At 41.9% G+C, this 15,148-nt stretch carries 12 protein-coding genes and 2 pseudogenes; 11 read left to right on the top strand and 3 right to left on the bottom strand.

What is annotated here, in order from left to right; genetic code table 11:
• Positions 1-39: 39 nt before the first annotated feature.
• The 3 genes from J2Z65_RS33660 to J2Z65_RS33650 all read left to right on the top strand — a co-directional run bounded on the left by J2Z65_RS33660 (position 40) and on the right by J2Z65_RS33650 (position 2,740).
• Positions 40-1,233: an oxalate decarboxylase family bicupin gene (locus J2Z65_RS33660; protein WP_167062942.1), complete on the top strand. Its 1,194-nt coding sequence runs from the start codon at positions 40-42 to the stop codon at positions 1,231-1,233.
• Positions 1,234-1,572: 339 nt separating this feature from the next.
• On the top strand, positions 1,573-1,863 hold the full coding sequence (locus tag J2Z65_RS33655; protein WP_209856299.1) for a helix-turn-helix transcriptional regulator: 291 nt from the start codon (positions 1,573-1,575) through the stop codon (positions 1,861-1,863).
• 325 nt (positions 1,864-2,188) lie between these two features.
• Entirely contained in the window at positions 2,189-2,740 is a 552-nt protein-coding gene (locus tag J2Z65_RS33650; RefSeq protein WP_167062937.1) for a cupin domain-containing protein, read from the top strand.
• A gap of 354 nt (positions 2,741-3,094) precedes the next feature.
• On the opposite strand, the gene J2Z65_RS33645 is transcribed toward J2Z65_RS33650, so the two are convergent.
• The 3 genes from J2Z65_RS33645 to J2Z65_RS33635 are packed head-to-tail and all read right to left on the bottom strand — an operon-like array spanning position 3,095 to position 4,515.
• On the bottom strand, positions 3,095-3,784 hold the full coding sequence (locus J2Z65_RS33645) for a DUF4386 domain-containing protein (protein WP_167062934.1): 690 nt from the start codon (positions 3,782-3,784) through the stop codon (positions 3,095-3,097).
• 58 nt (positions 3,785-3,842) lie between these two features.
• Positions 3,843-4,067 (bottom strand): helix-turn-helix transcriptional regulator, encoded by a 225-nt coding sequence (locus J2Z65_RS33640; protein ID WP_167062932.1) that lies wholly within the window; start codon positions 4,065-4,067, stop codon positions 3,843-3,845.
• Between the two features lies 1 nt (position 4,068).
• Positions 4,069-4,515 (bottom strand): hypothetical protein, encoded by a 447-nt coding sequence (locus J2Z65_RS33635; protein WP_167062929.1) that lies wholly within the window; start codon positions 4,513-4,515, stop codon positions 4,069-4,071.
• Between the two features lie 308 nt (positions 4,516-4,823).
• Here J2Z65_RS33635 and J2Z65_RS35565 point away from each other — a divergent pair.
• The 8 genes and pseudogenes from J2Z65_RS35565 to J2Z65_RS33600 form a co-directional block, all read left to right on the top strand.
• Positions 4,824-4,895, top strand: a pseudogene (locus J2Z65_RS35565) (RNA polymerase subunit sigma); the annotation flags it as partial.
• Between the two features lie 581 nt (positions 4,896-5,476).
• Positions 5,477-6,514: a glycoside hydrolase family 88/105 protein gene (locus tag J2Z65_RS33630; RefSeq protein WP_167062925.1), complete on the top strand. Its 1,038-nt coding sequence runs from the start codon at positions 5,477-5,479 to the stop codon at positions 6,512-6,514.
• A gap of 649 nt (positions 6,515-7,163) precedes the next feature.
• Entirely contained in the window at positions 7,164-8,729 is a 1,566-nt protein-coding gene (gene pckA, locus J2Z65_RS33625; protein ID WP_244999185.1) for a phosphoenolpyruvate carboxykinase (ATP), read from the top strand.
• Positions 8,719-8,866: pseudogene (locus J2Z65_RS33620) on the top strand (sigma factor-like helix-turn-helix DNA-binding protein); the annotation flags it as partial. The gene pckA and the pseudogene J2Z65_RS33620, both read left to right, overlap by 11 nt.
• Positions 8,867-9,212: 346 nt before the next feature.
• Complete coding sequence (gene rpoN, locus J2Z65_RS33615; RefSeq protein WP_167062919.1) at positions 9,213-10,529, top strand: RNA polymerase factor sigma-54; 1,317 nt, start codon at positions 9,213-9,215, stop codon at positions 10,527-10,529.
• Positions 10,530-10,558: 29 nt separating this feature from the next.
• Positions 10,559-11,932: a sigma-54-dependent transcriptional regulator gene (locus J2Z65_RS33610; protein ID WP_167062916.1), complete on the top strand. Its 1,374-nt coding sequence runs from the start codon at positions 10,559-10,561 to the stop codon at positions 11,930-11,932.
• Between the two features lie 17 nt (positions 11,933-11,949).
• On the top strand, positions 11,950-14,127 hold the full coding sequence (locus J2Z65_RS33605; protein WP_167062913.1) for a sensor histidine kinase: 2,178 nt from the start codon (positions 11,950-11,952) through the stop codon (positions 14,125-14,127).
• The gene (locus tag J2Z65_RS33600) at positions 14,124-15,089 is read left to right on the top strand and encodes an ABC transporter substrate-binding protein (RefSeq protein ID WP_167062910.1); all 966 of its coding nucleotides are present in this window, start codon (positions 14,124-14,126) and stop codon (positions 15,087-15,089) included. Before J2Z65_RS33605 ends, J2Z65_RS33600 begins: the two co-directional genes overlap by 4 nt.
• The last annotated feature ends 59 nt before the right edge of the window (positions 15,090-15,148 follow it).

Raw genomic sequence — 15,148 nt, 5'->3', positions numbered from 1 at the left:
TACGAGTATGAAGTGTATAGAAAATGAGGTGCAAAACATTTGAAAATCGAAACACGGACTGGACATATACCACAACCGATAAGAAATGATGGTGCCGGTTGGTGGGATTTAGGACCACGTGACATAATGCGAGACATTCAGAACCCTGACATGCTAGTTTCGCCTGCCACCGATGCCGGATCGCTTCCTAACCTAAAATTCTCTTTCTCCGATACGAATATGCAGTTAAATCACGGTGGTTGGTCACGGGAAGTGACAGTTAGACAACTGCCGATTGCGACCACGCTTGCTGGGGTGAATATGGCTCTGACTCCGGGTGGTGTGCGAGAGTTGCATTGGCATCAGCAAGCGGAATGGGCGATTGTGCTTGTGGGGCGAGCACGAATCACATCCGTTGATCAGAATGGGAGGAACTTCATTGCCGATATTGGCGTGGGCGACCTTTGGTACTTCCCACCCGGAATTCCGCATTCGATTCAAGGACTGGAGGAAGGTTGTGAGTTTTTGCTCGTCTTCCCAGACGGCAACTTTTCTGACCTCAATACTTTAGCCATCTCGGATTGGTTCGCACATACGCCCAAAGACGTGCTATCGGCGAATTTTGGTGTTCCAACAAGCGCCTTTGCCCATATCCCGAACCACCAGTTGTACATTTTTCAATCAAACGTTCCCGGTCCACTTGAAAGTCAACAGGTAGAAGATCCGCAGGGAACGATACCACAAACCTTTTCGCATCGACTCCTTGCACAAGAGCCGATTGTAACTCCTGGAGGGAGTACCGTGCGTATTGTGGATTCAACCAACTTTCCGATTTCAACTCAAATCGCCGCTTCGTTACTGGAAATTAAACCAGGCGCAATGAGAGAAATGCACTGGCATCCAAACAATGATGAATGGCAGTATTATATCTCAGGAACGGCGCGAATGACGGTTTTGGCACCCAATAGTACTGCTCGGACTTTCGATTATCGTGCCGGGGATGTTGGATATGTACCACGTGCCTTCGGTCACTATATTCAAAACACAGGTAATGAAAGTGTGTGGGCTTTGGAGATGTTTAAGAGTGACCGCTTTGAAGATGTTTCATTGAATCAGTGGATGGCGCTCACACCTCATCAACTAGTAGAACAAAACTTACATGTAGGACCTGAATTAATGAACGCATTGAAAAAAGAGAAACAATTTATAGTGAAAAATCCGGGATTTACTTATTACCCAAAAATGAATAAATAAGTGCATAGCAATGTAAGGCTCCCTTTTTGATTGGAGTGCTTGTGCTATAGACAATAAAAGGCAGCCAACATTGGCAGCCTTTTTAGCTTCCGAAAGAAGAAATCATTGGCCAATCGGCCAGGGGTGTTTATGATTCAGTTTGAACCATCTGTTTTGATGGCGGTGCTGCATTAATCGGCGCACCGCAAGCATAATTGAGGTTTTATCAATGTATTTCCTTCTTGCTGAAGGTAAATGATTTGGGATTCCAGTTCTGCCAGAGTGGTGATTAGCTCCTGAACAATTTAAGGTTACCAGCAAAGTATTCCTCATCGCCAATAGACTCGCCTACACCACAAGGTGAGTTCCAGCCATCTAAGCAAAATATTCAGTCAGGAAACAGGTCGTGCCTTTATCGAGTATTTGACACATTATCGCATACGAAAAGCGATGGAGCTGTTTAAGACGACATCGTTTAAATCGTTTGAAATCGCTTTTCTCGTTGGTTATAACGACTCTCATTATTTCTCTGCTCTGTTTAAACGCATTACTGGAATGACCACCAAGGAATTCAGGAAAAATGGGAATATTGACATCACCCTCTTAGTCATGGAGCGGGATGATGTTAGTGAACAAATTGTTAAGAGGTAAATCTGTTCTGCTCCTACCACTTTTGGCTATTTCGACGCCTGTGCTCTTGCTCATCCAAATAACAAAAATATGGTTGTTTCCTGGCAAAGTCAGCCCCCCAATCATCCTTGATTCAGGAACAATGGTAAAAACGATCGGTGCGTGTTTTTGGATAGACGCGGCACCGTTTTTTGTATTTGAAAAATGGGGTGTCAGTTTAACCTTGTTGTTCTAACTAGATACTATACCTATATTTAATAACTACTGCCTTAGATGCTGAATCTAGGTACATTCCCTAAGCATAATTCATAAGATAATTTTATAATTGTGTGGAGGGAATGAAAAAATGTACAATAATCCTTACATGAATCCATATTATTGCCCATATCCTTTTCCTTATCATGTAAATGTACCAACAATGTATAACTATGGAAGGCAGTCTGTTTACGGGTCTATTCCTAATGATATAAGGCATGATATTCAAGTGGGTATAGAGTTAAAAGATTATGGACCTGAACCGTTTGTAGTTAATATCAATCAGGCTGCGAAGCAAAACAGTACGTTTCGTACCGCTTTATGGTCTGGAAATCATTTGCAAGTTACCTTAATGAGTATTAATGTTGGCGAAGATATCGGCTTGGAAATTCACCCGAACGTTGATCAATTCTTACGTATAGAACAAGGTCAAGGGATTGTTCAAATGGGCAAAAGAAAAGATAATCTAAACTTTGTAAGAAAAGTCTCTGATGACTCCGCCATTGTAGTACCCGCTGGAACATGGCACAATATAACCAATACAGGTAATATCCCTCTGAAACTATACTCGATATATGCACCACCAGAACATCCACATAGTACTGTCCATGTAACAAAAGCTGATGCCATGGCAGTCGAATAATAATTACTGTAGTAAAAATTAAAATTAATCCTTTGAATTTATCAATTGAAGTAACAGGCAGAACGCATCAAGAAGGAATGATTAAATAAAGAGAACGAATAAGAACCGACGGATGAAGAATTGCTTGAATACGGAACTAGTTAAAAATAATGTGTTTTGAAAAAGCCCTTGGAATTTAAGGGCTTTTTCTTATGCAAGTTTAGGTGTGCCATGGGGATTGAAAGGTATAAGATATTATCAACTTTGCTCGCCCCACTTTCAAGTAATTCATTGATATCAAAATCGTTGGGAATTCCGTCACAGACCGGGCTGTAAAAATATACGTGGAGGAAGTTAGTGGAGGAAATTATAATACTAGGACTTTATTACTTTTTCATTGAATCCTTTAACGATGAGCCATACTGCTAAAATCATTTCATTAGCTGCTACTGGCAGCGCCAAAATACCACCCCAAACCGAAATTTGTTGAATGACACCGAACATAACTAACAATGCACAAATAAAAACAAGAGCTGCCCCTGTCATACCCAGAATAGGTATAAACCTGGGCACGAGCTTGGATTTATAAAATATATAACTGTACATCATCGTATTTATACCCAGCATGAAAAGGGGACCAAGCATAAAGGTCCAGTCATGTATGGCTTTCAACACCGTACCTGAAGCTTGAAAAGAGGTGATATCCGGGGCGCCTGCTGCTACAAATTCCTGGCTTAAGGTCAATAGGGACAGTACGCTGATTATACCAACAGTAATGATAATCGCTTCAAGAAACCTGAAGCCAACATGCCAAAGAGCTATAGTTTCATTGTATTTTCTTAAGATTGGAAACATTGTAGTTGCAGTACCAACCGCTGAAACGACAAGAATTAACTCCATAAGCGCTCCCAGTATCACCTGGTTTGCGTGTTCGGAACCATTAGTCAAGTAATCGGGGCTGTTTAGGATAGGATCGTATAAATTAAGACCTATTATCGCCGTAACAGCTGCAAGTATAAACAGTACTCCCACAATGAACGCGCTCTTTTTGTTAGAAAAGTTCATTTGTTTGTCTCCTTCTTTTAATAAATTCATAAACGGTAAAGCAAAAAAATCTTAGTTCTTACTTCTTTGTGTTATCCCCGTAAAAGAAAACCTCTTCCAAAGGTAAGTTGAAGGCGTGAGCAATGCGAAAAGCCAGTTCTAGAGATGGGGAGTAGTTACCCTTTTCTAGGGCCACGATGGTTTGTCTTGTTACGCCCACCTTGTCAGCCAAGTGCTGTTGTGTCATTTCATCATGGTTGAACCTTAATTTTCGGATGTGATTGCCGACAAGAATTTTGCCCATACTAGACTCCTTTCCGATAGTGATAAAGTTTCGTGACGGAGCCGGTCACATCGGAGAAGAATCCGGAGATGACCAGGACCATGAACATCACCTGTGATGGCTGATCGATAACCAGCGATGCCATGGCAAGAAGAAAGCCGAGAATAAACACAACGAAAGAATTTCTGGTCGCTTTCAGATCAATGAGCTTATCCAGTTCATCCATAAATGTTGGTTCCTTTTCTCCGGTGGTTATTCTAAAGACGATGTTAAAAATAATACTGATCATGATATGGGCAACGATTGAAACCAACATCAAGATGAGAACGAAGGAACCCCAATAACGAAAGATTTCCATCGACTCCAGACCCCCTTCGGGGTACTGCGGATACATGTACAAGCAATAAGATCCGAAAATGATTATTGTGCTGATCAACGATACGATGCTCTTCTTTTCTTGATAGGTCATGCACTACACCGCCTGTATTTTCTTTTTTTGATAAGTTAAGTTTTATATACATAATGTAATGTATATCATTCATAATGTAAAGTTTTATTTACATCATTATTATGTCTGGGTAGATCAGATTATAACCATTTCGGGTATTCACAATAAATAAGGGGGATAGGGAAGGTTGTTCAAACGGGATAAGTCCCTTTTGCATTAATGTGTGATTGAATAAAAAAAGCGGCTGGGTTTATCGAAGGTAAAATCTAACGGGTACGATAGTTGAAGTCCACAGGGCTGTTAAGAAGCAACACTTTATTTTTTATAATTCCTATGTGTCGCGGATTGAGAAGCGAGCGCTGATGAAGCTGTATCATGAGTTTTATAAAGCGAAGCGGTAAGGTTCAGACTTTGATAGACAAAACTGTTTAATAACAACAACAAAGATCCCTGGTCTTTGCTTGTCCATTCTGGATCTTTTTCATCTGTAATGTGAATTTAGTGTCAATAGACAGCAGTAATGGTGTTACCACTGCCTATGCGGGGGCATTTTGGAAAATACAAGGGACGTGGATTTTAATTCGCCGTTCCTATCAAGAAGTGGGCTAAGCTGTTAAGCGGAAGGTAACTTTGGGGATCAATCAAATTATCGATACGCTTGAAGGTAATGAAAAAATTAACAAACGAGTGGTTCATGTATCTTCAGCTCACAATATATGCGGGGTTTAAATGGTTTATAGTTATATATGCGGAGAATTCCTTCAAATATTATGTTATTTTTTATACTGTGCAAAATATTCATTTGGAATATGTGAACGCCATAGGTAAGTATGGACTTAAGGCTTACAATGTAGAAGGTTTTGTCATGAATAATGTGTCCTTCGTTTCACGCCTTGATGAAGATTATTAGTTACATCGTTCAGTGTATAACGAAAACATTGACGAATAGAATTGTGATCCCATGGATAAGGAGATAAACATTATGCGAAAGTTTGAATGTGACGAAAACGAAGTAAGAGAACTCATTGACCGGGTGGTCCGCAGAACGATGAATATGGATTTCACTTGGAACTGGTCCTGCGGGGTTGCTTATTACGGGATTTGCAAAGCCTGGGAGGTAACGGGGAAACAAGAATACATCGATTTTCTGGTCAAATGGGTGGACGAATATCTCGAGCTCGGGCTCCCGCCTATGATGGTTAATAGCTGTGCCATGGGGCATACCATGCTGACCCTGCATGAAGCCACAGGCGACTCAAAGTACCTGGATTTGGCTCTTATGAAAGCCGAATACCTGCGAAAGGATGCCATCCGGTTCGGGGAAGGTGTTTTCCAGCATACGGTATCCTCCAAAAATGACTTTCCGGAGCAGGCGTGGGCGGATACGTTGTTCATGGCCGCGTATTTCCTGCTGCGGCTTGGGTTTAAACTCGACAATAAAGAATATATCGACGATGCGCTCAATCAATTCTACTGGCATGAAGAATATCTACAGGACACGAAGACGAATTTGTTCTATCACGCATGGGACAATATCAGGAAAGATCATCTGTCCGCTATTTACTGGGGCAGAGCCAATGCATGGGCCGCTTATACGATGGCGCAAGCATATAAAATGCTGAATCCATTTATGCCTATGTGGATGCAAATCGGAGGAGCTCTCGGCGATCAATTAAGCGCTCTGGTCAGGCTGCAATCACCGAATGGGCTGTGGCGTACGGTATTAAATGATGAAACTTCTTATGAGGAAGTCTCTGCCTCCGCCGGTATTGCCGCTGCACTGGTATCCTATGCGCATCCGATGCATCAAAACTATATGGCCAAAGCTTATGGAGGTATATTGGCAAACATTGACGAAGACGGTTCGGTTCGGAATGTATCTGCAGGAACCGCAGTGATGTACTCTGCAGATGATTACAAGGTGATCTCCAAGAAGAGAATACAAGGATGGGGCCAAGGATTGACCTTGGCATATCTGGTAGCTCTGCTTCAAAATAAGGAAGTTGTCAGTAAAATATAAGTTGCATTTGTCGGCCTCTTTTTTACGAACAGAATCCCAAAAGCACAACTTGTTTTAAGAGAGAGTTGTTGGATGATAAATATTGTTTTGAAGTAAAATAATATCTTGAAGCAGTCAATAAAGATTTGAAGTAAATAGGCGTTCACTTAACTGGGTGAACGCTTTTTTTAGTTCAATTATAAGTACGTAGGGAAATGAAGTTGCTCTCGGTACCATTGAAAAAGCTGTCTCAGACAAAGAAACAGAAAGAAGAGCTGGATAGTAATAGAAATACACTTTCAGATAGGAATGTTGATTTCCGGTGCACTCCTACTAGAGACAAGCCGTTTACTTACATAGGTTATAAATAAATATGTATTGCATCATTAACATTATTTATCACACGAAATCAGTTGTTTAATATATACTAATAAATAAATAATACATACTATATGACTCTAGGAGGGAGCTCATGGTAAAAGGTGAAGTCAACCGGTAAAATTAATGACAGGGAAGGTACTTCCAGCTGGCTTCTCGGGTTTAGGGGAATTCCCTCCGTGTTCCTTCGAAGGATTTGTCTCTTTTAGCGTAGATTATACGTTACTACTTAATGACTCGGACTACAAAGAGCAGCAATGTTTGGATTACACAACGAAGGGAATTGATGAGGATGGAAGCCAGGTTGCAGCAGTTGAAAATAGGTGTGATATCGAATAATTTGCCCGTATCCCAGCTGGTCGAAACAGCAGTGGAACGGAAGGAAGGGGTTCTTTCTTCCTCAGGGGCCTTACAAGTATACACAGGGAAATATACTGGACGTTCTCCCAAAGACAAGTTCATAGTCCAAGAACCTTCCGTCATGGATCACATAGATTGGGGGGCAGTGAATCAACCCATCTCACAGCTTCAGTTCGAGCGGCTCTACCAAAAAGCGCAAGATTATATGTCGGATAAGGATTTGTTTGTATTCGACGGCTATGCCGGGGCAGATTCGGCGTATCGGTTACCCATTCGCATCGTGAATGAATATGCATGGCATAATTTATTTGTCCGGCAGCTTTTTGTTCGTCCGACAGAGGAAGAATTGCAAACCCACAGTGCGGAGTTTACTGTGATCGCACTGCCGGGCTTAAAAGCTGATCCGGAAGTGGACGGTACGCGCTCTGAAACGTTTATCTGCCTTTCCTTTGAAAGGAAATTGGTTCTCATCGGCGGGACCGAGTATGCAGGAGAGATGAAAAAATCGATTTTTAGCGTTCTGAATTATTTGCTCCCTTTCCGTGACATTTTTCCGATGCATTGCTCAGCAAATGTTGGAGAGAAAGACGATGTGGCCTTATTCTTTGGGTTATCCGGAACGGGGAAAACGACACTTTCCGCTGATCCAAACCGCCGGTTGATTGGTGACGATGAGCATGGCTGGACCGATCAAGGGGTCTATAACTTTGAAGGCGGATGTTATGCCAAATGTGCTAATCTATCCGAAGAAAAGGAACCGCAAATATGGCAGGCCATTCGTTATGGTTCAGTTTTAGAAAATGTCGTTCTGGATCCAGAGACAGGTAGAGCGGATTATTACGATACTCGGACGACAGAAAATACGCGAGCCGCTTATCCGATCGATGTAATTCCTGGTGCTGTTATCCCAGGGAAGGCGGGTCATCCCAAAGTTATCATTTTCTTAACAGCTGACGCTTTCGGCGTGCTGCCTCCTATTTCGAAGCTGACGAAGGAACAGGCGATGTATCACTTTTTGTCAGGATATACTTCAAAGCTGGCAGGTACCGAGAGAGGAGTAACGGAACCGGAGGCGACATTTTCCACTTGCTTTGGGGCGCCTTTCCTTCCGCTCCATCCAACTGTGTATGCAAAGCAATTAGGAGATAAAATTGAGGAGCATCAAGTTAAAGTTTATTTGGTGAATACTGGGTGGTCCGGAGGTCCCTATGGTGTAGGAAAGAGGATGAACTTAACTTTCACCCGTGCGATGGTAACCGCTGCTTTGAATGGAAGTATCGAGCAAGCGACGTTTGCGGCCGATCCGATCTTTGGTGTGCTCTGTCCCGATTTCGTAGAGGGTGTTCCTAGCAATGTTCTTGTTCCCCGTCATACTTGGCAGGATCAAAAGGCGTATGAGAAGGCTGCTTGGGAGTTGGCTGAACAGTTTACTCGCAATTTTGAGAAATTTTCCAATATGGATAAAGAAATTATTACTGCTGGTCCATGTATTCGGTAGGTTTGGGCTAGAATTAGGCGGAGAAGAGTGGACGCAGCAGGAGATTGCCAAGGAGCTGGGTATCAGCCGCTCCTATATCAAGAATTGAGAAGCGGGCGCTCATGAAGTTTTATCATGAGTTTTATAAGGAGACTTAGCCCGAGGGAGATCACTAAAGAAAAAGAGGTCAGTCAGTGAAAACTGATTGACCTCTTTCGCGTGAACTAAACCGGACGGACAGCGTATGTGCAATATTTGGCAAGGCGGCAAATACTCCGGACAGCTTATCGGGAAACATCAGATTTCGTTGTGCGTTTAATTGGAATGTTTAGGCGTCATCTTTAGGGTGAACTGTCAGAACGGGAGGTGTGAAAGCTCCATGGTTTTAGTATTTAAGAATGCTCTCGACGTATTTTTAGTACATCATACAAGGACTACAATCTTAATCTTCTTATTTGTAAACTGCCATTGTATAATATTTATACAATCATATGGCAGGTGAGAATGTTGAACTTAAACCCGAAAGCTGTTCTGCAGCAAAGCCAAGGTCTGACAGTAAGCCCAAAGATGTTACAATCGATTCATGTTTTACAGTTGTCTTCCGCAGATTTAGTCAGCTATGTGCACGAGCAATCAGCAGAGAATCCATTGCTGGAATTAGCATGGACCGAAAGTATGAGGAGTCGAAAACCGAATAACAATGGAAAAACGAGGGCCGACTCGAACCGTTCGGTTCCATTCATAGATCTTGCCGCGAACCCGGAAGATACGCTGGAAATGAATCTTTTAAGCCAGCTACGCTTTGCAAAACTAACGAAACACCAGTACATGATTGCGAAATTTTTAGTAGGTAATTTAAATGAAAAAGGATACTTAACCATTACCATAAAAGAGACATCACATTGCTTGCAAGTCACACAGGACGAAGTAGTACAAGTTTTATCTAAAGTCCAAGCGTTAGAACCCCCAGGGATTGCAGCCAGAACACTTCAAGAATGTTTGGAGATTCAAATTCGTAGGGATCAGAATGCAGATCCTTATGCCGAGATGCTCGTTAGCAGCCATTTATCCGAATTAGGCAACGGCAAATGGAAATATCTCGACAAAGGATTAGGGATTCCTTTGGATTTGATAAAGAAATCAATGGCCTATATTCGCACGCTGAATCCCAAACCAGGTATTGCCTTCAAGCATCATCAGCAAATGAATCTCAAGCCGGACGCTGAAATTTATAAGGAATTAAACCATTACATCGTCTTGTTATATCATGATGGGGTTCCTAAAGTTTCATTAAATAAAAATGTCATGCAGCTTCTTTCTGAAAGCGATACCAAAGAAGTGGCGGATTATAAGAGGAAGCATATGCAGTCTGCAAGGATGTTGATCCAAAGCTTGGAGGATCGGAAGCATACGCTTGTGCGCGTAATCGAAGCCATAATCGAGGAGCAGCAGATGTTTTTGGAGAGAGGATTGTTTTATCTAAAGCCATTAAAATTGAAAGCGATTGCAGATAAACTGGGACTCCACGAATCTACCGTTAGCCGAACGATTCAAAATAAAGTTGTACAGACACCTCAGGGTATTTATGAATTGAAATTTTTCTTTGCCACAGCCTTGACGACGACAGATGGAGACTCTGCTTCCGCAGAACGGATGAAGTACCGAATCCGGGAACTAATCGAGGACGAGAACAAAAACAAACCGCTTTCTGACCAGCAAATTACTGATCTGATGAACAAGGGTGGCATGCAAATTTCCCGCAGAACGGTCATGAAGTATAGAGAAGAAATGAATATTTTATCTTCGAGGCTGCGCGGATGAGCAGACATTAGGCGATTGGAGCAAATCAAATGTCATATTCCTTTGGAATTTTAATCATAGATGATGAAGAAAGTTTGTGCCGGATTATTTCCCAAAAATTAAAAAAGTCAGGCTTCCGATCGTTTCATGCATACACAGGTGAAGACGGGCTGCGAACAATACTTGAGCAGGACATTGATGTAATTATTTTGGACTATATGCTGCCTGATCTGACCGGACTTGAAATGCTGCAAAAGATAAAGAGTGATTACCCGCACATTGAAGTGATCATGCTGACTGCATATGGGAATGTAGAAAATGCGGTAAATGCGATGAGGATGGGTGCATTTGATTACTTAAACAAGCCGAGCGAGCTGGAATTAATTAAAGAGGTCGTTATGAAAGCATGTGAAAGCAAGCGGCTGCAGCTTGAAAATCTGGTATTGAAGGAACAACTGGCGTCAACGAACGATCATGAAGAACTGGTATTTCAAAGCGTTCAAATGAAAGAAATTCGTGAGCTTATATATAAAGTCAAGGAGACAGATGCTTCCATCCTGTTATTAGGGGAAAGTGGTGTTGGAAAGACAGCGCTATCTAAATGGATTCATAAGATCAGCAATCGTAAGGACAAGCCGTTTGTCGCCATTAATTGTGCAGCTATTCCAGATTCGTTATTAGAAAGTGAGTTATTCGGTTATAAGAAGGGTGCTTTTACGGGAGCAACGGAGACAAGAGCAGGTAAATTCGAAGCTGCTGACGGTGGTACAATTTTTCTGGATGAAATTGGAGAGATGCCGCTTGCCATGCAAGCGAAGCTGCTCCATATTATTGAGGAAAAGACGTTTATGAAGCTTGGGAGCAATTCTTACCGAAGTGTGGATGTTAGAATAATCACCGCAACGAATAAAGATATCAAGCTGCTTGTGAAGGAAGGGAAATTTCGTCAAGATTTATATTATCGTTTAAACTTAGTTGAAATTGAAGTCCCCCCGCTCAAAGAGCGGAAAGCGGATATTCCGCAAATGATCGTCAATTACATTCGCAAGCTAAATGATAAATACAACAAGCAGGTAGTTTTATCCGACGAGACGGTTGCTAAGCTTACCACTCATGAATGGCCAGGGAATATCCGGGAGCTGTTAAACATGCTGGAAAGGCTACATATCGTACATGCAAAAGGTGTCATTCATATTGAGGACCTTTCAGATGAATGGTCTAAACCTAATTTGCAAGAGCTTCAAGTTACCGAAACGGGAAAAAGGATCACCGGAGAATTGAATCTGCAAAGGGTGTTGGAGGAAGTAGAGGAAGACCTTATCAACCGAGCGCTTGAGGAAGTTGGAGGAAATCAGACAAGAGCAGCTGACCTGTTAGGTATTTCAAGACACACGCTCATTTATAAAATGAAGAAACTGAGATAAGGACGGGGAGGAAGCTCATGGCATCAAAGGTTTTTCAACATCCATTCTCATCCATATCCGGTAGTATCAAAATGAAATATCTGGTGATCTATTCCATTATTATTGTTGTTCCGGTTCTCCTATTCTACACGATCATTTTAGAGTATACTCATCAAGTCGTAGAAGAGGATATTGTACGAAAGAATGTTTTGAGCGCGGATGCATTGGTCAAAAGGTTCAATACCGAAATTTCAGATGCGGTGCTGCAATTGCAATTGATTTCTGAGGTAGATGAGAACAACAAGCTAGAAATTCAAAGGATGTATGAACGTGCCAAACAAACGATAGCCAGCAGCTCTATGATTCAGTCGATTACAATGGTCGATGCAAACAAGCAAATGTTGTTTGAGGCTCCATTTGATTTGCATAAACTGATGCAGACCTATCAATTTCCTGGCTTTGATATCGTTAGCTGGAGTAACAATTATACAGTCTCCGATATTTTTCAGAACCCTCGCGGAGAGCGGGTCGTAACTATATCGCTACCCGTGCTGGACAATTCCGGCGCATTTTCCGGTGCTTTGGTGGCAGAGCTAAGCCGTGACCACCTCTCGGAAATATTAAGTGTCAGTACGGAGGCCAGCAATGGCTTTAGCTTTATAGCGGATAGTCATGGGGAAGTCATTGCCTCTACAGTTATAAATGAAATTGGCAGTGATACTTCTTCCCTTCCTGCTACAGAAGAGCTATCTCGTTATACGTCCGGTTCGATGAAAGGCAGCTATCATAATGAGCCAAGTATTATGGCATACAAAACGATGTGGGATGGCTGGGGACTTGTCCTCGGAGTGCCGGAGCGTTTCGCGTTTAAATCGTTAACAGATCTGTCGTGGGCGTTAACAGGTACCTTCTTATGCATTCTTATGTTAACATTATTATTCATTGGTATTGGCATCCAAAAAATATTACAACCTATCGTAAGGTTAACGCAATTTGCCAGAAGCATTGAACGTAATGTCAATGAACCGATCACCATTACCTCTAATGATTCGAGCCAATCTAAGGATGAACTTGGTGTGTTATGGCACACGATGATTGCCACCGCTTTAAGTTTACGTGAGCAACAGAGGTTGGTAGAGGAGAAGGAACGATATTTACGCGATGTAATCGAAGGTATTCCCTATGCCATCCTAACTATCGATACCAAAGGAATAATTACGTATATCAACAGAAAATTTGAGCAGCTCACGGGTTACCCGAGGCCATACATGATTGGGAAACAATTAGCTGAAATTCCGATAAAAAATAATGATGCCGATTACATTTTATTAGACACTTTACATTCCGAGCGTATTGGAGAAGATACGGAAACATACATCTTGAATGCGAATGGACAAAAGCATGTTGTGAAGATCGCCACTTCCAAGCTTTTTAATATCCAAGGCGGTATTATTGGCAGCATTGCTGTACTGCAGGATATTACCCAGTGGAAAATTTTTGAAGAGCATGTTAAGCAAAGCGAGAAGCTTGCAATAATCGGGCAAATCAGTACAGGTATCGCCCATGAAATTAAAAACCCGCTGGCGATTCTTTCGGGCGCATCCGAGCTGCTTAAAGAGGAAGTAGATGAAGAATCAAGGGGAGAAAGTATAGATGAACTGGTAAACGACATTTTTCGCGTGGTAAGACGTATGAATGGGATTGTTACACAGTTTCTCTCATTTTCCAAAATGAATAGCGAAATAGATGAGTCAATCCGTATGGACAAGCTGCTGGATGAGGCGCTGCAGCTATTACGAATTAAGCTGCGAGATGCCAAAGTTGACACGAATAAAAATTATGCTCCGCAGCCTAATGCGATTATCGGAAACTATAATAAATTAATGCAAGTATTTTTAAATTTAATTATAAATAGTATTGAAGCGATGCCTAATGGAGGAACACTGCTCATTCGGACATCGGTAAACGAGGAAAACGGAGTCAGGTTCTTCGTAGTCGAAGTAAAAGATACGGGTGCAGGCATTTCTGATCAAACGATGGCATGGTTATTTAATCCCTTTTTCACGACAAAAGAGGAGGGCTCCGGATTGGGGCTAACAATTGCTCGTGATATAGTGATGGAACACGGCGGGGAGTTGCATGTTCAAAGCCGTATGGATGAGGGAACGACAATGAGGTGTAAATTCCCCATACTTGAGGGGAGGAAGACAGGATGAAGTTGAAGTGCGCAGCGCTCGTTGCGTTATTATTGATCCTTTCTATATCTACTGTCCTACTAATTACCAACACGTTGAGTATGAGGAATAATTCGAACGCTAGCTCGACTGAGAATTCATCTAACGAATCGAAGCCAATCATAACCATCGGTTCCAAGTCCTTTACTGAACAATACCTGCTAATGAAAATGACGGGTATTTTACTTAGAGAAAACGGGTTTGGTGTCAAGGAAATTATTTTTAAAGGAAGCACAAGTATCCGTTCCGCCAGTAAAGCCGGCGTGATTGACCAATACTGGGATTACGCCAATACAGCGCTCATTTATTATCATCAAAAAGCCGGTATTATTGACGCAGAGGAGGCATTCAACACGGTTGCTGCAGAGGATAAGAAGATCGGCCTACAATGGCTTCCGATGACCACTGAAATTAATAGCAGTTGGACCATTCTCGTCAAGAAAGAACTTGCCGAGCAGTATGGCCTGAAGACAATCAGCGATTTAAGCAAATACGCCAGAGAACATAGGCCGCTCAATATTGCGACTAACAAGGAGTTTCTTGTTCGTGGCGACGGAATAGAACAATTTCAAAAGGCGTACGATTTCATGATCCCACTAGAAAATGTTATTGTATCTGAAACAAAGCTTTTCGCTCAGGCTGTAAAAGAATCTAGGGTCCAAGCTGCAGTTGGCTTCGCCTCGGATGGCCGAATTAAAACGTATGGCTTAGTTGAACTGGAGGATGATCGCCAATTTTTCCCTCCATATAATCCAGCACCGGTAATTACTGCCCGAACTATGCAGCAGCATCCTCAACTTGAATTGCTTTTAAATCAGCTTACACAAAAAATCGATCATGATAAGTTCATGGTTTTACTCTACAAGGCAGATGTCATGCATGAGGATATAACTGAACTGGCAAGGCAATACTTAATCGAAGCACGTTTAATCAAGAAAAAGTAAAAAAATCATACACTGTGTGAAAATTATACAATTGAATTGTAGAAATATTACACACATTC

Source organism: Paenibacillus aceris (genome assembly GCF_017874035.1).
GTDB lineage: Bacteria > Bacillota > Bacilli > Paenibacillales > NBRC-103111 > Paenibacillus_E > Paenibacillus_E aceris.
This window is presented reverse-complemented; position numbering and strand designations above follow the sequence as displayed.

Coding starts and splice junctions, on each gene's coding strand:
- J2Z65_RS33650 (WP_167062937.1), top strand. CDS start 2,189: ATGTACAATAATCCTTACATGAATCCATATTATTGCCCATATCCTTTT.
- J2Z65_RS33645 (WP_167062934.1), bottom strand. CDS start 3,784: ATGAACTTTTCTAACAAAAAGAGCGCGTTCATTGTGGGAGTACTGTTT.
- J2Z65_RS33640 (WP_167062932.1), bottom strand. CDS start 4,067: ATGGGCAAAATTCTTGTCGGCAATCACATCCGAAAATTAAGGTTCAAC.
- J2Z65_RS33635 (WP_167062929.1), bottom strand. CDS start 4,515: ATGACCTATCAAGAAAAGAAGAGCATCGTATCGTTGATCAGCACAATA.
- J2Z65_RS33630 (WP_167062925.1), top strand. CDS start 5,477: ATGCGAAAGTTTGAATGTGACGAAAACGAAGTAAGAGAACTCATTGAC.
- pckA (WP_244999185.1), top strand. CDS start 7,164: ATGGAAGCCAGGTTGCAGCAGTTGAAAATAGGTGTGATATCGAATAAT.
- rpoN (WP_167062919.1), top strand. CDS start 9,213: ATGTTGAACTTAAACCCGAAAGCTGTTCTGCAGCAAAGCCAAGGTCTG.
- J2Z65_RS33610 (WP_167062916.1), top strand. CDS start 10,559: ATGTCATATTCCTTTGGAATTTTAATCATAGATGATGAAGAAAGTTTG.
- J2Z65_RS33605 (WP_167062913.1), top strand. CDS start 11,950: ATGGCATCAAAGGTTTTTCAACATCCATTCTCATCCATATCCGGTAGT.
- J2Z65_RS33600 (WP_167062910.1), top strand. CDS start 14,124: ATGAAGTTGAAGTGCGCAGCGCTCGTTGCGTTATTATTGATCCTTTCT.